Origin of the sequence: Mycobacterium sp. (assembly GCF_050700595.1) — a bacterium.
GTDB lineage: Bacteria > Actinomycetota > Actinomycetes > Mycobacteriales > Mycobacteriaceae > Mycobacterium.
Genome location: NZ_JBOHHI010000182.1, coordinates 22,027 through 43,331 on the forward strand (window position 1 = coordinate 22,027; position 21,305 = coordinate 43,331).

At 66.0% G+C, this 21,305-nt stretch carries 18 protein-coding genes and 2 pseudogenes; 14 read left to right on the forward strand and 6 right to left on the reverse strand.

What is annotated here, in order from left to right:
- Nucleotides 1-3: 3 nt before the first annotated feature.
- The 6 genes and pseudogenes from ACRDTL_RS17070 to ACRDTL_RS17095 form a co-directional block, all read left to right on the forward strand.
- A complete protein-coding gene (locus tag ACRDTL_RS17070; protein ID WP_431507886.1) occupies nucleotides 4-1,197 on the forward strand; it encodes an MFS transporter in 1,194 nt (397 codons plus the stop codon).
- Between the two features lie 38 nt (nucleotides 1,198-1,235).
- Nucleotides 1,236-1,742, forward strand: a complete 507-nt coding sequence (gene ectA / locus ACRDTL_RS17075) for a diaminobutyrate acetyltransferase (RefSeq protein ID WP_431507887.1) — start codon at nucleotides 1,236-1,238, stop codon at nucleotides 1,740-1,742.
- A 274-nt stretch (nucleotides 1,743-2,016) separates the two neighbouring features.
- Nucleotides 2,017-3,294 carry a diaminobutyrate--2-oxoglutarate transaminase gene (gene ectB / locus ACRDTL_RS17080; RefSeq protein ID WP_431507888.1) on the forward strand — a complete coding sequence of 426 codons (1,278 nt, stop codon included), beginning with the start codon at nucleotides 2,017-2,019 and terminating at the stop codon, nucleotides 3,292-3,294.
- The gene (locus ACRDTL_RS17085; RefSeq protein ID WP_431507889.1) at nucleotides 3,291-3,689 is read left to right on the forward strand and encodes an ectoine synthase; all 399 of its coding nucleotides are present in this window, start codon (nucleotides 3,291-3,293) and stop codon (nucleotides 3,687-3,689) included. The genes ectB and ACRDTL_RS17085 overlap by 4 nt, the downstream gene beginning before the upstream one ends.
- Nucleotides 3,686-4,576 (forward strand): ectoine hydroxylase, encoded by an 891-nt coding sequence (thpD, locus tag ACRDTL_RS17090; RefSeq protein ID WP_431507890.1) that lies wholly within the window; start codon nucleotides 3,686-3,688, stop codon nucleotides 4,574-4,576. The genes ACRDTL_RS17085 and thpD overlap by 4 nt, the downstream gene beginning before the upstream one ends.
- 92 nt (nucleotides 4,577-4,668) lie before the next feature.
- Nucleotides 4,669-5,685 (forward strand): annotated as a pseudogene (locus ACRDTL_RS17095) (MFS transporter); the annotation flags it as partial.
- A gap of 133 nt (nucleotides 5,686-5,818) precedes the next feature.
- Here ACRDTL_RS17095 and ACRDTL_RS17100 read toward each other — a convergent pair.
- Complete coding sequence (locus tag ACRDTL_RS17100) at nucleotides 5,819-6,832, reverse strand: 3-isopropylmalate dehydrogenase (RefSeq protein ID WP_431507891.1); 1,014 nt, start codon at nucleotides 6,830-6,832, stop codon at nucleotides 5,819-5,821.
- Nucleotides 6,829-8,415, reverse strand: coding sequence for a phosphoglycerate dehydrogenase (serA, locus tag ACRDTL_RS17105; protein WP_431507892.1), 1,587 nt, complete (start codon nucleotides 8,413-8,415; stop codon nucleotides 6,829-6,831). Before serA ends, ACRDTL_RS17100 begins: the two co-directional genes overlap by 4 nt.
- 89 nt (nucleotides 8,416-8,504) lie before the next feature.
- Here serA and ACRDTL_RS17110 point away from each other — a divergent pair, with 89 nt between their 5' ends.
- Entirely contained in the window at nucleotides 8,505-8,972 is a 468-nt protein-coding gene (locus tag ACRDTL_RS17110; RefSeq protein WP_431507893.1) for a DUF4262 domain-containing protein, read from the forward strand.
- A gap of 26 nt (nucleotides 8,973-8,998) precedes the next feature.
- A complete protein-coding gene (locus ACRDTL_RS17115) occupies nucleotides 8,999-10,432 on the forward strand; it encodes a phytoene desaturase family protein (protein ID WP_431507894.1) in 1,434 nt (477 codons plus the stop codon).
- Nucleotides 10,433-10,439: 7 nt separating this feature from the next.
- On the opposite strand, the pseudogene ACRDTL_RS17120 reads toward ACRDTL_RS17115, so the two are convergent.
- Nucleotides 10,440-11,138: pseudogene (locus ACRDTL_RS17120) on the reverse strand (biotin carboxylase); the annotation flags it as partial.
- A 47-nt stretch (nucleotides 11,139-11,185) separates the two neighbouring features.
- Here ACRDTL_RS17120 and ACRDTL_RS17125 point away from each other — a divergent pair.
- The 4 genes from ACRDTL_RS17125 to ACRDTL_RS17140 are packed head-to-tail and all read left to right on the forward strand — an operon-like array spanning nucleotide 11,186 to nucleotide 17,041.
- On the forward strand, nucleotides 11,186-12,679 hold the full coding sequence (locus ACRDTL_RS17125) for a site-specific integrase (RefSeq protein WP_431507895.1): 1,494 nt from the start codon (nucleotides 11,186-11,188) through the stop codon (nucleotides 12,677-12,679).
- Nucleotides 12,680-12,708: 29 nt separating this feature from the next.
- A complete protein-coding gene (locus ACRDTL_RS17130; RefSeq protein WP_431507896.1) occupies nucleotides 12,709-14,520 on the forward strand; it encodes a hypothetical protein in 1,812 nt (603 codons plus the stop codon).
- Nucleotides 14,517-16,640 carry a hypothetical protein gene (locus ACRDTL_RS17135; protein WP_431507897.1) on the forward strand — a complete coding sequence of 708 codons (2,124 nt, stop codon included), beginning with the start codon at nucleotides 14,517-14,519 and terminating at the stop codon, nucleotides 16,638-16,640. The genes ACRDTL_RS17130 and ACRDTL_RS17135 overlap by 4 nt, the downstream gene beginning before the upstream one ends.
- Nucleotides 16,637-17,041 carry a hypothetical protein gene (locus ACRDTL_RS17140; RefSeq protein WP_431507898.1) on the forward strand — a complete coding sequence of 135 codons (405 nt, stop codon included), beginning with the start codon at nucleotides 16,637-16,639 and terminating at the stop codon, nucleotides 17,039-17,041. Before ACRDTL_RS17135 ends, ACRDTL_RS17140 begins: the two co-directional genes overlap by 4 nt.
- A 201-nt stretch (nucleotides 17,042-17,242) precedes the next feature.
- Here the strand turns inward: ACRDTL_RS17140 and ACRDTL_RS17145 are convergent, their stop codons facing one another.
- Nucleotides 17,243-17,974, reverse strand: a complete 732-nt coding sequence (locus tag ACRDTL_RS17145; RefSeq protein WP_431507899.1) for a hemerythrin domain-containing protein — start codon at nucleotides 17,972-17,974, stop codon at nucleotides 17,243-17,245.
- Between the two features lie 302 nt (nucleotides 17,975-18,276).
- Nucleotides 18,277-19,032, reverse strand: a complete 756-nt coding sequence (locus tag ACRDTL_RS17150; RefSeq protein WP_431507900.1) for an ArsR family transcriptional regulator — start codon at nucleotides 19,030-19,032, stop codon at nucleotides 18,277-18,279.
- A gap of 142 nt (nucleotides 19,033-19,174) precedes the next feature.
- Here ACRDTL_RS17150 and ACRDTL_RS17155 point away from each other — a divergent pair, with 142 nt between their 5' ends.
- Together ACRDTL_RS17155 and ACRDTL_RS17160 are read left to right on the forward strand one after the other, a co-directional pair.
- Nucleotides 19,175-20,428, forward strand: a complete 1,254-nt coding sequence (locus ACRDTL_RS17155; protein ID WP_431507912.1) for an APC family permease — start codon at nucleotides 19,175-19,177, stop codon at nucleotides 20,426-20,428.
- Between the two features lie 32 nt (nucleotides 20,429-20,460).
- On the forward strand, nucleotides 20,461-20,994 hold the full coding sequence (locus ACRDTL_RS17160; protein ID WP_431507901.1) for a DoxX family protein: 534 nt from the start codon (nucleotides 20,461-20,463) through the stop codon (nucleotides 20,992-20,994).
- A gap of 156 nt (nucleotides 20,995-21,150) precedes the next feature.
- Here the strand turns inward: ACRDTL_RS17160 and ACRDTL_RS17165 are convergent, their stop codons facing one another.
- Nucleotides 21,151-21,300: a hypothetical protein gene (locus ACRDTL_RS17165; RefSeq protein WP_431507902.1), complete on the reverse strand. Its 150-nt coding sequence runs from the start codon at nucleotides 21,298-21,300 to the stop codon at nucleotides 21,151-21,153.
- Nucleotides 21,301-21,305: the final 5 nt, after the last annotated feature.

Consider the following 21,305-nt stretch of genomic DNA (forward strand, 5'->3'; position numbering starts at 1 on the left):
GAAGTGCCGACACCTTCGATCAGCACGACACGACGCTGGTCACTGCTGGCGATTTCACTGAACGCGACGCTATGCGCAACCGTCTTCATCAACGGTATTGCCTTCCTGATTCCCGCGCTGGACGCCGAACGCGGTATCAGCCTGGCCGAAGCCGCGCTGTTGTCGTCGATGCCCAGCTTCGGCATGGTGTTGACGTTGATCCCCTGGGGATATCTGTTGGACATTGTCGGCGAGCGGATCGTGCTCGCCGTCGGCTTGGCGCTGACCGCGGTGGCGGCTTTCGCGGCAGCATGGGTGCCCGCGTCGATGCTGGTGGAGGCCCCTTGTCTGTTTGCCGGCGGCATGGCGGCAGCCAGCGCCAACACCGCCAGCGGCCGGTTGGTAACCGGTTGGTTCCCGCCGGAGCAGCGCGGCCTGGCGATGGGAATCCGGCAGACCGCGCAGCCGCTGGGTGTCGCCTTGGCCGCCTTGGTCCTCCCCGAACTCGGCGAACGCGACTTCTCGGTGGCGTTGTTGTTCCCGGCCGTGATATGCGCGCTGGCAGCGGTCATCAGCGTCGTCGGCGTGCTCGACCCACCGCGCAAGAAACGGGCGACAGCCAATGACGAGGAGCTGGCCAATCCCTACCGTGGCACCGCGGTACTTTGGCGGATCCATCTCGCGTCGGCGCTGCTGATGGTGCCGCAGACGGTGGTCTTGACCTTCATGCTCGTCTGGCTCATGCGGAGCCACGGCTGGTCGGTCGCGTCGGCCGGTGTCCTGGTGAGCGTGTCGCAGCTGCTCGGTGCGCTTGGGCGCATCGCCGCCGGCCGGTGGTCGGATCGCGTCGGCTCACGGATGCGGCCGATACGCGCCATAGCCTTCACCGCCGCAGTGGTCATGATGTTGCTGGCGGTTACCGACCACCTGGATTCCCCGATTGCCGTGGTGGTGATGGTCGCCGCGGCGGGGATCACGGTGATGGACAACGGGTTGGCGTTCACCGCGATCCCCGAGTTCGCCGGGCCATTTTGGAGCGGGCGCGCGATGGGCGCTCAGAACACGACGCAGCGGCTCACCGCAGGCGTCGGCCCACCGGTCTTCGGTGAATTGATCGACACCACCGGTTATCCGCTGGCATTCGCGGTGTGCGGGCTATTCCCGCTGCTGGCGCTACCCGCGGTGCCGGTGAGCGCACGCGTGCGGCGGGCGAATTGACCGTCGCCCGCTGGTAACCCAGGACTACTGTCGGCGCGGTGACCGATAATGTGCATCTCGACCTGCGGGCCCCCACGGTGGCCGACGGGCCGCTGTTGTGGCGGATAGTTGCCGACAGCGCCAGCCTCGATGTCAACTCGCCCTACGCATATCTGCTGTGGTGCCGCGACTTCGCCGCCACCTCGGTGATCGCATCTCTCGACGGCCGCCCAGCGGGTTTTCTCACCGGCTACCTGCGGCCCGGCCAGCCCACCACCGTGATGCTGTGGCAGGTTGCGGTCGACGCGGCCCATCGCGGTGCCGGCGTCGCCGGCCGGATGCTCGATCACGTGGCGCGGCAGCTGCAGGCTGACGGCGTCACTCACGTGGAGGCCACGGTCGGGCCCGACAACGTCGCCAGCCAGCGGCTCTTCGAAGCCTTCGCCCGGCGGTGGGATGCTCCGCTGGAGCGTCGCGAACTGTTCGGCGCCGACCTGTTTCCCGACGGCCACGCCAGCGAAACGTTGTTTCGGATCGGCCCGCTGCGGGTATCCGTGCGGCGCTGAACGGAGCACTCCCGTCGGCGGTGGGATTTGAGACGGCCGTCGGGTTCTCTGTAAAGTGGTGGATTGCGCGACGAGAGACCCGCAGACCGAGCGGGGCATCCGAGCGGGGTGATAGACCGACCAAGTACGACGACTGGCACGTAAGCGCGACCAGTCTTCGTCTAAGCCACGTCCAAGACGAGCGGGGATTCCTGCGGCCGCGTGCCTGTTGCCGTGCCGACTCGGCCTGTCGTTCCGTTCCGTTGTGTTACACACGGACGGAAGGTAAACAAAATTGACCATTTTCGAAGCACTTGAATCCGAGGTGCGCAGTTATTGCCGATCGTGGCCGGTGGTGTTCGACAAGGCGTCCGGTTGCCACCTATGGGATACCGACGGACGGCAATATCTGGACTTTTTCGCCGGCGCGGGCGCCCTCAACTACGGCCACAATCATCCCCAGTTGAAGGCTGCTCTGCTCGACTACCTGACCGCCGACCGGGTGGTGCACAGCCTCGATATGGGCACCGTCGCCAAGGCTGCTTTCCTGGAGCGGTTCGACGAGGTGATCCTGCGGCCCCGCGGACTCGACTACAAGGTCCAGTTCCCCGGGCCCACCGGCGCCAACTCGGTGGAGGCAGCGCTGAAGCTGGCCCGCAAGGTCACCGGCCGGGAAAGTGTGATCAGCTTCACCAAGGCCTTTCACGGCATGACGTTGGGGGCGTTGTCCGTCACCGGCAACTCGATGAAGCGTGGTGGGGCCGGCATTCCGCTGGTGCATGCCACGCCGATGCCCTATGACCACTACCTCGACGACAGCATGCCCGACTTCATGTGGTTCGAGCGGCTGCTGGAAGACAGCGGCAGTGGTCTCAATCGTCCGGCCGCGGTGATCGTCGAAACCGTGCAGGGTGAGGGCGGGGTCAATGTGGCCCGCCTGGAGTGGCTGCGCGGGCTGGCCGCGGTGTGCCGTCGCCACGAACTGCTGCTGATCGTCGACGACGTGCAGATGGGCTGCGGGCGCACCGGGCCGTTCTTCAGCTTCGAGCCGGCCGGCATCGTCCCCGACATCGTCTGCCTGTCCAAGTCGATCAGCGGGTACGGGCTGCCCATGGCGCTCACGTTGTTCCGTCCCGAACTCGACCAGTGGGAGCCCGGGGAGCACAACGGCACCTTCCGCGGCCACAACCCGGCGTTCGTCACCGCCACCGCCGCACTCGACTTCTGGACCGACGACCAGCTGACCAAGAAAGTCCTGCGCAAGGGCGAGCAGATCGAGCGGACGCTGGACGACGTGGTCGGGCCGGTCGAGGGAGCCTGCGTACGCGGGCGCGGCCTGGTCCAGGGCGTGGCGTTCGATCGTCCCGAGTTGGCCAGCGCGGTGTGCCAGGAGGCCTTTGGCAAGGGGCTGCTGCTGGAGACATCGGGTGCCGAGAGCGAGGTGGTCAAACTGATGCCGCCGCTGGTGATCGACGACGCCGAGCTCAATCACGGCCTGGCGATCATGACCGAGTCGATCGAGGCGGTCACGGCCCGCGAACTGGTCGGCGCGACCGGAGGGAGCGCTCGATGATCGTCCGCACGCTGAGCGAGATCGACGGAACCGACCGTGACGTCGAAGCGCGCACGTGGCGCAGCCGGCGGCTACTGCTGGCCAGCGACGGCCAGCCGTTCTCGATGCACGACACCGTGCTCAACGCCGGAACCGAGACCGAGATGTGGTACGCCAACCACGTCGAGGCGGTGTACTGCGTCGGCGGTGAAGGTGAACTGGTCAATGACGAGACCGGGGAGACTCATCCGCTGCGGGACGGATCTCTGTACCTGCTCGACGGCCACGAGCATCACCGGGTGCGGGCCCGCACCGAGCTGCGCATGGTGTGTGTGTTCACCCCGCCGGTCACCGGCCGGGAGGTGCACGACGAGACCGGGGCTTACCCGCTCGTCGTGGAGGACGCGGCCTCGTGACCGCTGCGGTGACCGACCGCTATCCGACCCGCGACAACGTCAAGATCGGGGTCGAACCACGACACGACCCCGTGGTGTGGGCTCGCGATCAGTTCAGCGGTCCGCTCAACTCGCACACGGTCGACCGTTTCGACGCTGATGGGTTCCTGTCCGTGGACGCCCTGCTGGACCCCGACGTTGTCACCGACCTGCGGGCCGAGCTGGACACCCTGCGGACCGACCCGGTGCTGGCCGACGACGAACGCTCGGTGCTCGAGCTCGATAGCGGGGAGATCCGGTCGATCTTCGAGGTTCACAAGGTGAGCCCGGCATTTGCCGCCGTGGTTGCCGATCCGCGGATACTCGGCCCGGTACGCCAGTTGCTCGGCTCCGACGTGTATGTGCACCAGAGCCGGGTCAACTTCAAGCCGGGGTTCAACGGCCAGGAGTTCTACTGGCACTCCGACTTCGAGACCTGGCACGCCGAAGACGGTATGCCCGCCCCGCGAGCGGTCAGCGTGTCGGTCGCGCTCACCGAGAACCTGGACTGCAACGGCTCGTTGCTGATCATTCCCGGCTCGCATAACTGGTTCGTGTCCTGCCCGGGCGAGACTCCGCCGGACCACTACCGCTCGTCGTTGCGACGTCAGGAGATCGGCACGCCCGACGTCGCCAGCCTGACCTGGCTGGCCGCCGAGCGGGGTATCCGCCAGTTCACCGGACCGGCCGGCTCGGCGGTGTTTTTCGAGAGCAACTGCATGCACGGATCGAGCAGCAACATCAGCCCTTACCCCCGCTCGAACGTGTTCATCGTCTACAACAGCGTCGAAAACACACTGGTCGAACCGTTCTGTGCCCGCGCTCCTCGGCCCGGCTTCATCGCCAGTCGCAGCTTCCATCTGATCTGAGTTCTGGTGTTCCGCCACCCGCACGCCCCAAATGCGTGTGGAACCATGGGTTGATGCCGAACGCCTCGATCAGTGCGGGGACCCGCTGGTCGATGGTGGCCATCTCGCTGGGGGCGACGGCCAGCGCGTTTGTCCTCATCAACGGTGTCGCCTTTCTGATCCCCGCGCTGGAGAATGCACGCGGAACTCCGCTGGCCGATGCCGGTCTGTTGGCGTCGATGCCCAGTTGGGGCATGGTGGTCACCCTCGTCGCCTGGGGCTACCTGCTGGACCGCGTGGGCGAACGGATCGTGCTCACGATCGGCTCGGCGCTCACCGCGGCCGCAGCCTACGGCGCGGCATCGGTGCACTCGCTGCTGGCGATCGGGGCGTTTCTGTTCGTCGGCGGCATGGCGGCGGCCAGTTGTAACAGCGCCGGCGGCCGGTTGGTGTCCGGGTGGTTCCCGCCGCATCAACGTGGCCTGGCGATGGGCATCCGACAGACCGCGCAGCCGCTTGGAATTGCCATGGGCGCCCTGGTGATTCCAGAGCTGGCCGAACGCGGCGCACCTGCCGGGCTGATGTTTCCCGCGATCTTGTGCACGGTATCGGCCGCCGCCTGTGCGATCGGCGTACTCGACCCGCCGCGCAAACCACGAGCGGCTGCCACCGACGAGGAGTTGGCCAACCCGTATCGCGGAACGCGCGTGCTGCGGCGAATCCACGCGGCTTCGGCGCTGCTGATGATGCCGCAGACGGTGACGGTGACCTTCATGCTGGTCTGGTTGATCAACAACCGTGGTTGGTCGATCACGTCGGCCGGTGCGCTGGTCACCATCTCACAGCTGCTCGGCGCGCTGGGCCGCATCCTGGCCGGCCGGTGGTCCGATCGCGTCGGCTCCAGGTTGCGGCCGGTCCGCACGATCGCCGTCGCCGGAGCGTTGACCTTGTTGTTGTTGGCATTCACCGACCACGTCGGCTCGGCATTCGCCGTCGCGTTCATGGTCGCCGCGTCGGTGATCGCCGTGCTGGACAACGGATTGGAGTCCACCGCTATCACCGAGTGCGCGGGGCCGTACTGGAGTGGGCGTGCACTGGGCGCGCAAAACACCTACCAGCGGCTCGCCGCGGGCGCCGGTCCGCCGTTGTTCGGCGCCCTGATTGCTACCGCCGGTTATCCGCTGGCGTTCGCGGCGTGCGCGCTGTTTCCACTGGCTGCGACACCGGTGGTGCCCGCCGGTGTGCTGCCGCCCGGGCTGGAGGCTAGAGCGCAGCGGCGATCCGTTCGCCGACTTGGCGCGTCGAAAACCGATCGGTCCCCCGAGTCGCCAAATGCGCCTCGACCGCCCGGTCAATCCGCGCCGCCGCGCCGTCTTCGCCGACGTGGGAAAGCAGTAACGCCACCGACATGATCGCCGCGGTCGGATCGGCGACCCCCTGACCGGCGATATCGGGTGCGCTGCCGTGTACCGGCTCGAACATCGACGGGTTGGTGCGGCTCGCGTCGATGTTGCCGCTGGCGGCCAGTCCGATCCCACCGCACACCGCGGCGGCCAGGTCGGTGACAATGTCGCCGAACAGGTTGTCGGTGACGATCACGTCGAACCGTCCGGGGTCGGTGACCATGTAGATGGTCGCGGCGTCGGTGTGGCAGTAAGCGATCTCGACGTCGGGGTATTCTTCGGCAGCGATCTGCTGCACGGTGCGCCACCACAGGTCCCCGGCGAAGGTGATCACGTTGGTCTTGTGCAGCAGGGTCAGGTGTTTGCGCCGTCGCCGGGCGCGTTCGAACGCATCCCGCACCACCCGGCGCACCCCGTAGGCGGTGTTGACGCTGACCTCGGTGGCGATCTCCTGCGCAGTGCGGGCGCGGATAATGCCGCCACTGCCGGCGTAGGGCCCTTCAGTACCCTCCCGCACCACCACGAAGTCGATCTTCGGGTCGCCGGCCAGCGGGCTGCGCACCCCCGGGTACAGCCGAGCCGGTCGCAGATTGACGTAGTGGTCCAGCTCGAAGCGGAGCCGCAACAGCAGACCGCGTTCCAGCACGCCACTGGGCACCGACGGATCGCCGACCGCGCCGAGCAGGATCGCGTCGTGTGCCCGTAGTTCGCCGAGCACCGATTCGGGCAGCACTTCGCCGGTGGCGTGAAAACGGCGTGCGCCCAAGTCGTAATCGGTCTTATCGACGCCGGGCAGTACGGCGTCGATAACCTTGACCGCTTCGGTCACAACCTCCGGGCCGATGCCGTCACCGCCGATGATCGCCAACTTCATGACAGGTCGACCACCTCGAGCTTGTAGGCGTCGACGGCCGCGCCGATCGCCGACCGCACATCGGCGGGCACGTCGCGGTCCAGGCGCAACAGGATCGTTGCGCCGGGGCCCTCGGCATCCTCGGACAGCTGGGCGGCCTGAATGTTGACCCCGGCCGCGCCAAGCAGGGTACCGATCTTGCCCAGCGCGCCGAGTTGGTCGATGTAGTTGACCACCAGGTTGATGCCCTCGGCCCGCAGGTCGAAGTTACGACCGTTGATCTGCACGATCTTTTCCACCAGTTGCGGCCCGGACAAGGTGCCGGCGACGGTGACGACCGAGCCGTCGACGGCCACCGCCCGCACGTCGACGACGCTGCGATGGTTGGGGCTTTCGGTGGCCGTACTGATCTCGGCGGCAACCCCGCGTTCGGCGGCCAGCGCCGGGGCGTTGACGAACGTCACCGGGTCCTCGATGACCGCCGAGAACAGGCCGCGCAGGACTGAAAGACGCAGCACCCCAACGTCTTCGGAAGCCAGCTCGCCACGCACCTGCACCGACAGCGATACCGGCAGTTCGTCCGACAGCGCGCCCACCAACACGCCGAGCTTGCGCACCAGGTCGAGCCACGGCGCCACCTCCTCGCTGACCACCCCGGCCCCGACATTGACCGCGTCGGGAACGAATTCGCCGGCCAGCGCCAGTTTCACGCTCTCCGCAACGTCGGTGCCGGCCCGGTCCTGGGCCTCGGCGGTGGAGGCGCCCAGGTGCGGGGTCACGACGACCTGGGGCAGGTCGAACAGCGGGCTGTCGGTGCACGGCTCGCTGGCGAATACGTCGACGCCGGCTGCCCGGACATGCCCGCTGGTGATGGCCTCGGCCAGCGCCGCCTCGTCGACCAGGCCACCACGGGCGGCGTTGACAATGATCACCCCCGGCTTGGTCTTGGCCAGCGCCTCCTTGTCGATAAGCCCGGCCGTCTCGGTTGTTTTGGGCAGATGCACCGAAATGAAATCGGCGCGGGCCAGCAGCTCGTCGAGGGCCAGCAGCTCGATGCCCAGCTGCGCGGCCCGCGCCGGTGACACATATGGGTCGTAGGCGACGACGTGGGCACCGAACGCGGTGAGCCGCTGAGCGACCAGCTGCCCGATCCGGCCCAAACCGACGACCCCGGCGGTCTTGCCGAAGACCTCGGTGCCGGAGAATGACGAACGCTTCCATTCGTGGGCACGCAGCGAGGCGTCCGCCGGGGCGATCTGGCGTGCGGCGGCCAACAACAGCGCCAACGCATGCTCGGCGGCGCTGTGGATATTCGACGTCGGCGCGTTGACTACCATCACACCGCGTTCGGTGGCGGCGTCGACGTCGACGTTGTCCAGCCCGATGCCGGCGCGGGCGACGATCTTGAGTTTGGGCGCCGCGGCCAGTACTTCGGCGTCGACGGTGGTAGCCGAGCGCACCAGCAGTGCATCGGCCTCGCGGACCGCCGCCAGCAGTTTCTCCCGGTCCGGACCGTCGACCCGGCGCACTTCTACGTCGTTGCCGAGTGCGGCGATGGTGGATTCGGCAAGTTTGTCAGCGATCAAGACGACAGGCAGGCTCACGGCCGACAGCGTAGTGGGCTGGTCTCACGGCTGGTTTGTCGGTGCCCGTGTGCATGGTGGCGGGTACGACGAACGGAGGGAGAACAGCTATGTGCTGGAAGTGCGATCACCCGGAAGCCACCGAGGAAGAATGGCTCGATGCCATTCATGAGCTGGTGGTCAAACACGGGTGGGCGGTGCAATTCGTAGAAAGCGATCGCGCGCCGTACGCCTACACGGTTGGCCTACATGAGCGCGGACTGCCCGAGCTGTTGGTGACGGGTCTGGCGCCGGAACGGGCGGTGCGGGTGCTCAACAGTGTCGCCGCATATCTCGTGGACGGTGGACGGCCGGTGCCCGGTGAGTGGATCTCGATACCTAATGGGCCGATGCTGGCCGTCGTCCAGGTGGAACATCCCGATGCGCACATGAATGTGGCGGTGGCGTTCTACGGCAGTGACGTGCGGGCACTGCAACTGGTGTGGGCCGATGACAACGGCCACCGACCGTGGTGCCCGGAATTCTCCAACGGTGCGGTCAGACAGCCGGTGCTCGGCGTGCGACCCGAGCTGACCTGACCGCGCGCGGTCCCTACCATCACGGGATGGACGTCACCGTCGTCGGCAGCGGACCCAACGGGCTGAGCGCGGCCGTCGTCTGCGCCCGCGCCGGGCTGTGCGTGCAGGTCATCGAGGCTCAGCCGACGTTTGGCGGCGGGGCGCGCACCGCCGCCGACCCGGAATTCGCGGAGGTCAGCCACGACGTGTGCTCGGCGGTGCATCCGCTGGCGTTGGCGTCGCCGTTCTTCGCCGCGTTCGACCTGGGCGCACGCGGGGTGCGGTTGGCGGTGCCGGAGATCTCCTACGCCAACCCGCTGGACGGTCGGCCGGCCGCGATCGCCTACCGGGATCTGGACCGCACCTGCGCGGAGTTGGAGCACGGCGCCTCATGGCGGCGGCTGCTAGCTCCGCTGGTCCGTCACAACGACGCCGTGCTGGAGCTGGTGCTCGGCGACAAACGCTCGGTGCCGTCCGGGCTGCTCACCGCGGCGCGAGCGGGCCTGCGGGTGGCCGCGCAGGGCAGCCATGCCTGGAACCTGACGTTGACCGGGGTCGACGCCCGCGCGTTGTACACCGGGGTCGCCGCGCACGCCATTCGGGGTTTGCCGTCGCTGACCGCGGCCGGGGCAGCGGTGTTGCTGGCGCCGTTGGCGCATTCGGTCGGCTGGCCGATCCCGATGGGCGGCAGCCAGGTGATCGCCGACGCGCTGATCGCAGACCTGCGCGCGCACGGCGGCGAGCTGACTGCCGGCACCGAGGTGACCGAACCGCCCAGCGGGGTGGTGGTTTTCGACACCGCACCGACCGCACTGCTGGGCATCTACGGTGACGCGTTGTCGTCGCGGTACGCGAAAGCGTTGCGCCGCTACCGGTTCGGTGCCGGCGTGGCCAAGGTCGACTTCGTGTTGTCCGACGAGGTGCCGTGGCGCGACCCGCGGATGGCGCGGGCGCCGACGTTGCACCTTGGCGGCGACCGGGACCAGGTGGCGCACGCGGAAACCGAGGTGGTCGCGGGCCGGCATGCCGAGCGGCCCATGCTGTTGGGGGCATTGCCGCACCTGGTCGACGGATCCCGGATCGACGCCGCCGGCCGACGCCCGATGTGGACCTACGCGCACGTGCCGGCGGGCTCACCGGTGGACCAGACCGAGACCGTCACCGCCGCCATCGAACGGTTCGCTCCGGGGTTCCGCGACCTGGTGGTGGCCGCCCGCAGCGTGCCCGCCGCGCACATCGCCGACCACAACGCCAACTACGTCAGCGGTGACATCGCCGTCGGCAGCAACCACCTGCGGAAGGCGATTGCCGGGCCGACCCCACGGCTGGACCCGTGGCGCACGCCGGTTCGGCGGGCGTACCTGTGCTCGGCGGCCACCCCGCCCGGGGTGGGCGTGCACGGCATGTGCGGCTACTACGCGGCGCGTTCAGTCCTCAAGCACGAGTTCGGGATTCGGGAAATGCCGGACCTGGCACCCTGACCATGCCTCACGCTCGGGCGACGAGCCGCGAGACAGTTGGCTCCCCCCGGGTCAGGCGTGTCGAGGCGAACTGCGCCTTGATGCCCCCGACCCAGTGCCGGCAGCGCTCGGTGAGCCGGTAGTCCTTGGTCTGCAGGTGCCCCCGGGTGACAAGAACACCGAGTTCGGCGCCCTTGCAGCGCACGTCGCCGGGCGCCGCGATACGCATGTAGAAGGCCTCGGACTCGTCGGTCAGCGTAGCCCAGTCGTTGCCGGAGCGGGCAAAGGAGACGCGCCCGTCATCTTCGAGGCGCCACACACCCGTGCGTGGGGCCGCGGTCAAGAGCTCGACACCCGGCGAGGTCTCCCAAATCATCAGCTGACTCCAGACATCGTTCCCGCCATAGCCCCGCTCCCATCGCGCGTTGATCTCGTCGATGTCGAGTTCGTACTCCACGTCCATGTACTCGAGCAGGTGGAAGAGAAACAGCGGCATGTCGGCGTAGGCCTCGGTGGTCAAGTTCGTCATCGGGCTTACGCCGCTCAGGCGCGGGTTCACCTCGCCGAGGTACAGCTCATTCGAGTCGAGGTCGCGCAAGAGGTCCACCTCGAAGTAGCCGCGATACCCCTCGCGGTAGAGACCGTCGCCCAGCTTTTGCACCATTTCTCGCGCGGTGTGCGTCTGTTCGGGCGTCAGCGCCCCGCGCCAGACGTCGTTGCCGCACCAGCCGGCGTTCTTTAGAAAGTCGCGGTGTTATGAATTACATTGTTGTAATGCGGACGGAGGCCGAGCCAGGCAACTGGAGGTTTTGCCGTGCGGGCGGGACGAAATGGACGGGTGGATTCAGTTCGCCTTTGCTTGAGGGCTGGGACGATCTGGACGAAATCGAAAGCGGCCTCGGAATCAGGCCTGGCCAGCTATTCCTGCTGCGCCCTGACGGCACGGCCGACCAGGCGGTGATCGCCTATTTCGCGAGCCCGACATTTCAGCGGCTCGCCCGAGATACACGAGATTCGTACGCGAAGGATCTCAAGGTGTTTCTGTCTTTCCTTGCGCGCCACGGGACTGATTGGCGGCAAGCGACCCACGAGACCGTGCTCGACTATGAGTATTGGCGTCGTCGTGACAACGACAATCCGAGTCGGGTCAGTGGGACAAAGTTCGCCCGGGAATTGGCGGCGTGCGGCGGCTTCTACCGCTGGCAGGTCGAAGATGGCGCGATCGAGTCGAGCCCCGTGGTGTCGGTAGTGGTTCGGAATCGTAGCGGCAAGGAGTCGACACGCCCTCAGCTTCAACCAACGAATGTCCGCTCGGTGAAGGTCAAGTGGCTGACGCCTCGCGCCTATCGACGATGGCGTGACGTGGGGCTGGGTGGTTACGACGCCGACGGCCTGCCCTCGGAGCGGTGGCGGGGGCGCAATGACGGCCGCAACGTCGCGATGAGTGACCTCATGTGGGCAAGCGGGCTGCGCTTGCGTGAAGCCGGGACGCTTCTGCTGCCGGAGGTGCCGGAAGCCGCGGGCGGGGAGCAATATGTACGCGGGGGCGTTGGTGAGGCCGTCGCAAAGGGGTCTGGTCGGGAGTTCTGGGTCTCTCGTCGCGCGTTGCAGCGGATCGACGGCTACCTGAAATCGACTCGGGCGGACGCCGTCCGCCGGGCTCAGCTGGCCGGCAGATATGACGAGGTGGACGGGCGAATGCTGGTCACGGCCATCAATGCTCGCGGCGACATCACCTACGAAGATGAGCGCGCCCGCAGTGGCAGAACGCATTTCGATGCCCTTGACAGCGAAACACGACAGCGCCTCTTCCGGCCGACTGCGGCGGGGATCGAACCGCTGGCGCTGTGGCTGACCGAGGCTGGAAACCCAATGCCTTATCTGACGTGGGAGGCCGTCTTTTCACACGCCAGCAAGCGATGCAAGAAGCTCGGCGTTCCGATTTCCTGTCACCCGCATATGCTGCGACACTCCTTCGCTTTACGCATGTTGGTCACCTTGATCCATGTGTTCGACAGGCGCCTCGGTTTGAGCGAACAAGAGCGGCTCGAATATCGGCATTTGTTCGGCGACCCGTGGGTGTTGGTGCAAACGATGCTCGGACACGTCGAACTTTCGACGACACGGTCGTGCTATCTCGAACCAGTGCAGGGGCTGCAGGTGGACATGTTCCTCAACGCCGATGCCGAAGACGATTCAGTCCAGGCGCTTCTCGGACGGATCGCGCAGTCGTCTGCACGCGTTCAGGATGTCGGGGAACCGCGATGACGGGTCCGCCACGAGGGCGCGCAGCCACCATGCCGGCAGCGGGGTACACCCGGCCGGCGCAGGTCGACCCTTCCGGCCTTATCGTTACGCACGTCACCGAAGATGGCGCTACTTCAACGGTATTCGACTTCCGATGTCTCGAGTGTCCGCCGGATCTTCTGCGGTCTTTGGTCCAAGGCTTTGCTGTGGCGTGTGGGCAGGGCGGCCGTTGGCGTGCGAGCGCTTCCGCCAACAGCGGTGCGGCAGCTTTGCGCGCGTTTATCCGCGCGATGGCGAAGCAGTCTGATCCGCCGAAGCGAATCGAGGAACTTCGACCGGAGGTCTGGTGGTCGTGGCGCGCAAGTGTCGAGGCGACGAACCGCTGGCCGAGCGTCATTCAGCTGATGGCGGGTTTACTCGGCAACACGCCCGGGGTCGCGGAGTCCACCCGCAAGGCGCTGCGAGCCCGTCACCGCAAGCCGAAAACTCGTCTCTACGACGCTTACAGCCGGGAGGAGTTCCAGCGGATCCGATCAGCGTCCTCGCTAATCGTGCGGACGGGGTTGCGGCGCATCAATGCAAACCTATCCACCCTCGACACCTACTATTCCGGTGGCGAACCCACCGATGCCCCCGCGGTCTCAATACGGGGACGCAAATGGACCGCGGGTGAGTTCCTCGACCACCTTGCACGCACCGGGTGCGTACCACCGCGGTCAGCGAACGGTGCCCTGAGCACGCGAGTAAGGGCGCTGGTGAACCTGGATGGCGCCACCACCATCAACGAGGCCCTGTTCCCCAACTCCGCGGAGACCCTGTCGCTGAGTTTCCTGCTGGTATGCGAGCGCGGCTACAACTGCTCCGTGCTCGACAACCTCACGATCGACGTCGATCGCGCCGACGATCATCTCGATGAGGACCCGATCCGCGTGCTGCATCTCGACAAACCGCGCCGGGGGCCGGCTGCACGATTCAGCGACGAGACACTCACCGGCGATTCGAGCCGCGTGATCGGCCAAGCCTTGGAAATGACCGATCAAGCCCGTAAAACCCTTGCACTGCTGGGAAACCCGACCGAATCGCTCCTGATCTTTCGTACCAGCAATGCTGGCGGCGACAGTGGCGCTGAGAAGTTCCGCACCAAGTTGCCCAATGCGTACCACTTCATCTGTCGCTGGCAAGACCGGACCTCGCTACTCGCCGATGATGGCACTCCGTTGCAAGTCAGTCATCAACGTCTGAGGTTGACCGAGCAAGTGCTGAATACCCGGCCCCGTCAGAACTCGCCGGCGGTCAGCGAGTCGATATACCGGCGCTCCGATCCCCAGACGCGCAAAGAAGCTGCGGCAGTCATCATCCGAGGGCAGACAGAAGCGATCGAGCATGCGCGTGTCACCGTTGCGATGCGCACGCTCACCGAGCATGACATCGAAGCCGCACAATCCGACCCCGGCCCACTCGCCGAGCGGTTGCGTGTCCCGCCCGAGAAAATCAGTCTCCTGATCTCCGGCGCGCTCAACACCGCGACCGGGGCATGCCTGGACTTCGCCCACAGTCCGTTCGCCGATCGGGCTGACCGAACCTGCCGAGCCTCGTTTTTGATGTGCCTGGGATGTTCGAACGCTGTCGCGACACCAGCTCATCTGCCTCGGTTGGTAGCCCTCGGCGACGCTTTGGAGCGCATCGGTTCGGCTGTCAGTTCCGCAGTGTGGGACGAAGACTATGCGAGCCACCACCGACGACTCATCGATCTATTGACATCGAACACCACACCGCAGGAACGAGAACAAGCCAGGCAGCAGGTTACCGATGCCGACGAAGCGGCTGTCATGCGGCTGCTGTCGAGAGGACTGGATGCATGAGTACTCACTGCGCGGCGCGAAAGCAGGACGCATTCGCGGACCCACGGCCCGACGAGGCTATCTTCCGCACGGTTTCCGTTGAGATCAGCAAGGATTTGCAGTCTCGTTACGGCGATGACATCTGGCTGCTGTGGCCGATGGCGAACAAGACGACCACCACCAAGCTCAAGATTGACTTCACCACCGTCCCGATCTGCTACCGCGAGACCGCTCGCCGCATCATCTGGTCGCTTATAAACGAGCGGACCCCCTTGGATGCCTTGACCCGTCCGAGCTCAACCCGCGACCGACTATCCGCCGGTGGAATCGCCGGACTGTTTCCACTGATCCGCGACTTCTTCAACTGGTTGCACGATCGCCGCATCGAACAGCTCCGCGCCGTGATGCCAGAAGACTTCCGGGCATATGCCAGACTCGTCACCAGCAAGAATATCGGACGAGAGTTCAAGTCGCACTTGCTGTTCAACGTCACTCGTATCTGGCTTATCGCTCCTCACCTACCAGAGGACGACCAGCTGGCCTGCCCCACGTGGGAAGAAACGTCGGACGAGGACGACCGACTCGAAGCCCTGCTCGGGCCACCCACCCACATTACGGGGAACAGGACTGCCCCAGTGCATCCCCAGTCCATGTCAGCGCTGCTGTTGGCCGCACAGCGCTTCGTCGAAATCTATGGCCCCGACATCCTTGGCGCCCTCACCGACCAAGCCAAGATGCGGGCGTCTATACCGCCGAAGTTCCAACCAGACCACCGGGAGAAGGTGCAGGCATATCTGCGCGAGTTGCAGGCCTCCGGCCGCGCGCTGCCTGGCACCGTCGGCCGCCAAAACCGAACACCTGATGGCAGCGATCTCGCCGTCGAGTACCTGGCCGCACGTCTTGGAGTGAGTATCGGCATCACCGGCTCGTTGAGCGGTCGCCCAGTGACGCGCGGCGCACCGATGCCGACCACAATCAACGGGCACGTCGACGGCGCACCATGGTGTGAGGCAATCGATTTCTACGAAGTCGGCCTTCTGCGCCATTACTTGATGAGTGCCTGCTTCATCGTCACCGCGTACCTGTCAGGCATGAGGGCAGAAGAGTGCCGCGCCCTGCGGCGAGGGTGCTGCACTCCTGTGCAGGCTGACCCCAGCACACCTGCGCACTACGAGATCCGCGGGAAATCCTTCAAGGACGCGCTGGACGAAGAAGGCAACACGATTCCAGGTGGACGAGAACGCGAACAGCCTTGGTTGGTCGTGGAACCCGTGGCGCAGGCCATCGCCATGGCCGAGGCGGTGCACGACGGTCCCTACGTGTTCACCGACGCGCATTTCAAGACTCGCGGCGGCGGGGAGGCGGCCCGTGCGGTGAGCAACGAGGCCGCAGCGGACAGTGTTCGGCGGTTCGTCGAATGGTGGAACGCCCACTGCAGCAGAACAGGCCGGCTCCACGAAAGGATCCCCCAGGATCCCGAGGGCGCTATCGCGCCGGTGCGTTTCCGGCGCACACTCGCCTGGTTCATTTACCGAATCCCCGGCGGCCGTATCGCTCTTGGCCTGCAGTACGGCCACCTGCGTGGCTACACCAGCGACGGCTACGGCTCACGGATCGCTGGTGGCCTCCGGGATGTCTTTCCGATGGAGGAGGCCTTGGCTGTCGCCGAAACCCTGCACGATGGCGCACGCCGACTGGACGCAGGAGAACAGGTTTCCGGCCCTGCGGCAGCGCGCTATATCAGCGGCGCCCGGGCGTTCCAACGGATGTTCGAGGGCACGTTCTTGACCCGAGGGCAGATGGCGGCACTGCGGCGAAACCCTGCATTACGCATCTACGACAACCCCGCCCGGGCACTGGCGTGCGTCTACGACCAAGCCAAGGCTCTGTGCCATCCCGAAAGGCAAAGCAGCCAAGGCGATCACACGAAGACCCCAGACATGACTCGCTGCCGGGACAACTGCCCCAACGCCGCCCGCACCGACACCCACGCCGAGATCCTGCGCCACGAGATCGCCGAACTACGCGATGAGGCCAACAGCGAGCTGACACCCGAACCGATCCGCGAACGTCTCCTGACGCGAATCACCCGCCGCGAACACGAAGTCCACATCCACGACGCCAATCGGGGGCGGGCGTGAGCACCACAGCACCAGAGGACGCAGAGCGACGGAGAATCCGCGATGCAATGGAGCGCCTCCTAAAGGGGTCACCGCTGCACTCCGACGGCAAGCTGACCGTCAAATCGTTAGCCGACGAAGCCCAGGTCAAGCGCTGGCTGCTGACGCACCGACATACCGATCTGCAGGACGAGTTCCGCGCAAAAGTCGATCAACACGGCCAGGTGCCGGAAGCACTCCAAAAACTTCTCGACGAGAAAGACGGGCTACAAGACCGCATCACAAGGCTTTCCGCGGAACTCGTGGTGGAACGCGAAACCGTCAAACGACTGGAACGCGTCATTCACGTCCTCACCCTCGAGCGCGAACGCCAAGCCGCCACGCCGAAAGCAAACGTTCGGCCCCTGCACCCTGTCACGTGACAGACCAAACCGCTACTGACCGGTCTTCTCTGGCGTTCGATTCGAGTGTGTCCGATGTGTTCCCGGTTAGGGATCCCCTTGCGGGCTTACGAAAACAACCAGGTTCGTTCGAGTTACTAAGGCGACCCCGTGGCGCGTTGTGCATGAGGGTGAGGATTGCTGGACGCACCAGCTTTGGTGCGCGAAATTCGCCACTTGAAGCTATTGGTTGGGGGTGAATTGACTTAGGTCGTAGATGCCGAGGCTTTTTTCGATATCGGCGACTTTGTCGACAACCCCTTGAAAGCCGGCCTGGCCGAACCGCCGGTGCTCCTCATCTTCAAAGGTTTCAGCCATGTCGCGAAACTCCTTGGCGGGCAGCACATCACGCAACGCGGGGAAAACGACGGTGTCTTCGCGCGCCTCGTGCGGCTCATACATCCGGATGAACGCCGACATGTCTTGCACCAGTGCGTCTCGCGCAGGCTGATCGGGTGTAGCCGCTCCGGTGGTGGCGGCGAGCAACCGGTCGGTGAGCACGCGGCCGCGCTGGTGTTGGGTGCGCAACACCCTGGTGATGTCGGTGAGTTTGCCTGCTTGTTCGAGCTTGGGGAAGACGTACTGTTCTTCCAGGTGTTCGTGGTAGTCCTCGATGAAGCTTCGAATAATCCCCGCGCCCGCGTTGAGCGCTTGAGCGGGACTCTGCTCACCGGCCTGCAGGCGGCGGATCCCTTCTCGATAGACGAGCAAGACGCGTTTGAGCACTCCGTGCTCGCGCATCAAGTCCTCGGGTGGCGTGACCGCCACTTCGTCTTCGGAGAGTCCGCCAGGCTGGCCCGGGTTGGGCTTGGGCTGCGAGCTGCCGCACGCCGACAGGGCGATCACACCGGCGGACGACATCGAGACCCCGAGGAGGCGACGTCGGCCCACGGTCGGCGGCATTTGTTCTGTCATGGTCAGGCCTTTCTTCGCTTCTTCGTTGGGCCATTCACTGGATCGGGGATCGCCAGCGGAGCCGCGGCTGGCGCGAGTCCAGGGTGGTGACCAATTGCCGGGTTTCGTCACGGTGTTACGGGCGCTCCGTTATCCATTGGCCCGGATAGCCGCAACCGCAGCGGCCCCCGCAAGACTTCGGCGCAGGCGGGGTGGTGTTGTGTCCGAGGCTAATCCCAGACGAGTGGTATGGAAGTCGTCAGCACCGTCGACGTTGTCGACGAGGTAGCGAGGGCTGAGCAGTTCGGTCGCGGGGATCGGCACTAGCGTTTATCCAGGTGTGCGAGCATGGGCAGCAGGAACTCGATGCGGGTGTTGAGTTCGCTTGCCACGGAGCGGAATGCGGCATGGTTTGCGCGGTCGGTGCCGGCATCGGCGGCAGGATCGGGCAGACTCCAGTGCATCGCCACAGCGGAGCCATGGTCACGGGGGTATTCGCGGACCTTGTCGCACAACGTGATCGCGTAATCAAAGCGACGCTGCGCGACCGCAGCTAGCGGCTTGGGCTGGCGGCGGCCGAGATCAATCCCGTACTGCTCTCGCATGATCTGCACCGCGTTGGGGTGCAGGCGCGGTTTGGGATGGCTGCCCGCGCTCGCGACCCGAACACGGCCGTGGGTGCGCTGGCGGAGCAGCGCCTCGGCCATCGGTGAACGGGCGCTATTGCCGGTGCACAAAAACAGCACCGAGCGGCCCGCCGCCCGCGCGCGACTGCCGGCGGCGTCGGGTGCCAAGGCCGGATGCAGTGCGCTGGCGGCCGCGCCGAACGCGGTGGCGCACTGGGCCAAGTTGAGGTGGTAGTAGCTGTCGCGGCCATCGAAGCTGCTGCGCCGTGTATCCACCAAGTGTGCCGAGCGCAGCAGCCTTAAGTGGTAGGAGACGAGATTCTGCGGCTGGTCAACCACGGCGACTAATTCCCGGACGCGGCGATCACCGGCAGCGAGCGTGGTCAGCAGCGCCCAGCGCAGCGGATGTGCCGCGATCCGCATCAGCAGCGGAACCCCCGCTGGATCGGCCATTACCACCCGGCCTACGATACATCAAACCCATTTGATGGGTTTAGTTGGAAAGTGATGCGCTGCCATGTTGTGCTGCGGTCCCGGCCTTTTGAGGAGAACTGGCGTGTCCGACAACAACTCCGCGAACATCTCGACCACCGGCATGCCCGATGAGTTACGGCGACGGTTGGGGCTGTTCGACGCGGTTGTGATCGGGCTGGGGTCGATGATCGGTGCCGGCATTTTCGTTGCGCTGGCCCCGGCCGCTCACGCCGCCGGCTCGGGGCTGCTGCTAGGCCTGGCGTTAGCGGCTGTGGTGGCCTACTGCAATGCCACCTCCTCTGCGCGGCTGGCCGCGTTGTATCCGGCCTCGGGCGGCACCTACGTGTATGGGCGTCAGCGGCTGGGTGCCTTTTGGGGGTATCTGGCCGGGTGGGCATTCGTGGTCGGCAAAACCGCCTCGTGTGCGGCGATGGCGCTGGCCGTGGGCACGTATGCGTGGCCGGCGCAGGCCCACGCCGTGGCGGTGGCGGCGGTGGTGGCACTGACCGGCGTCAACTATTTCGGGGTGCAAAAATCGGCATGGCTCAACCGGGTGATTGTCGCGTTCGTGCTGGCAGTGCTGGCCGCGGTGACGGTGGTGGCGATGTGGTCCGGCGCGGTGCACGCCGGCCGGCTCGAGGTGGCCGGGGCGCCGTTGGGCGGGGTGCTGCAGGCGGCGGGCCTGCTGTTTTTCGCCTTCGCCGGCTACGCGCGCATCGCCACCCTCGGTGAGGAGGTGCGCGACCCGGCCCGCACCATTCCTCGTGCGATCCCGCTCGCGCTGGCCATCACCTTGGGCGTCTACACGATCGTGGCGGTGGCGGCACTTGCCGTGTTGGGTCCCCAGCGGCTCGCCCACGCCGCGACACCGCTCTCGGAGGCCGTCAAGGCGGCCGGGGTGGGTTGGCTGGTGCCGGTGGTCCAAGTCGGGGCCGCGGTCGCCGCGGTGGGCTCGCTGCTGGCGCTGTTGCTTGGGGTGTCGCGCACTACCCTCGCGATGGCGCGCGACCACCATTTCCCGCGCATGCTCGCGGCGGTGCACCCCCGATACAAAGTGCCCCATCGTGCCGAGCTGTTGGTCGGCACCGCCGTGGCGGTCGTGGCCGCCAGCGCTGATGTGCGGGGCGCGATCGGGTTCTCCTCCTTCGGCGTGTTGATCTATTACGCGATCGCCAACGCCTCGGCCTTCACGTTGCGCCGCGACGAGGGCCGGCCTCATCCCGCAATCCCGGTGGTCGGGGTTATCGGCTGCGTGGTTTTGGCCTTTGCGCTGCCCCTCACCTCGGTTATCACCGGCGCCGCCGTGCTCACCATCGGTATGGCGATCTATGCGACACGCCGCGGCATTACCACGCGGCGAGCCAGACAGATTTGAATCGCCCGACGGGCAGTCAGGAGTAGGTTTTCATGGATCGTGCCGTGTCTTGGCTGACCCCAATGCTCGCGACCCGCGCCCCAGCCGGGGTCCTGCTGATCCGCTTCTACGTGGGTTTGGTCTTCGCCTGCGAGGGCGTGTTGAAGTTTCTGCGACCCGATTCGCTGGGCACCGGCAGATTCGATAAGGCCGGCATCCCCGCGCCCGCGTTTTTCGCCGCTCTGGATGGAGTGTTTGAAATCGGCTGCGGCGTGCTCATTCTGGGCGGACTCGTGACCCGGTTGGCGGTGGTACCCATGATCATCGACATGCTGGGAGCGGTGCTGATCACCAAACTGCCCATATTCTGGGGCCACGGTCCGCTCTTTCGTGGAGAGCATGGCTGGTGGGATTTCATCCACGAATCCCGCGTCGACCTTGCCCAGCTGTGTGGCAGCCTGTTCCTGCTGCTGGTGGGTGCTGGCGCCTACTCCATCGACGCCCGCCTGAGCCGCGCGGTCGCTATCGACCCTGCTGCCCCACCGATCGCGCCACACGCCAAACACCACAAAGTGATCCCCAACTAGGTCAGGGGTCGCACGCGCGGCCGCGCGGTGGAGCGGGCACGTGGGGTCCAGTGATGGTGAAAAGTCACGCTTTGCGGTGAACCTGTGCTGGGTGAACGAAAAGCCCCAGCCACGCTGGGGCTTTCGCGATTGCTGGTGTGCCGTCTGTTGTGGTGATCAGGGGGTCTTCTTGATCATCGTCTTGCCGCAGCAGCATGTCGGTGCCTGTTGGCCGGGACAATCCGGTGGGGCTGCCTTGGTCACCGTCAGTTCGCATCCGCAGCCGGTTTCCGGGCACCGGTAGACCTCACCCTCGCGGAATGGCATCGTCG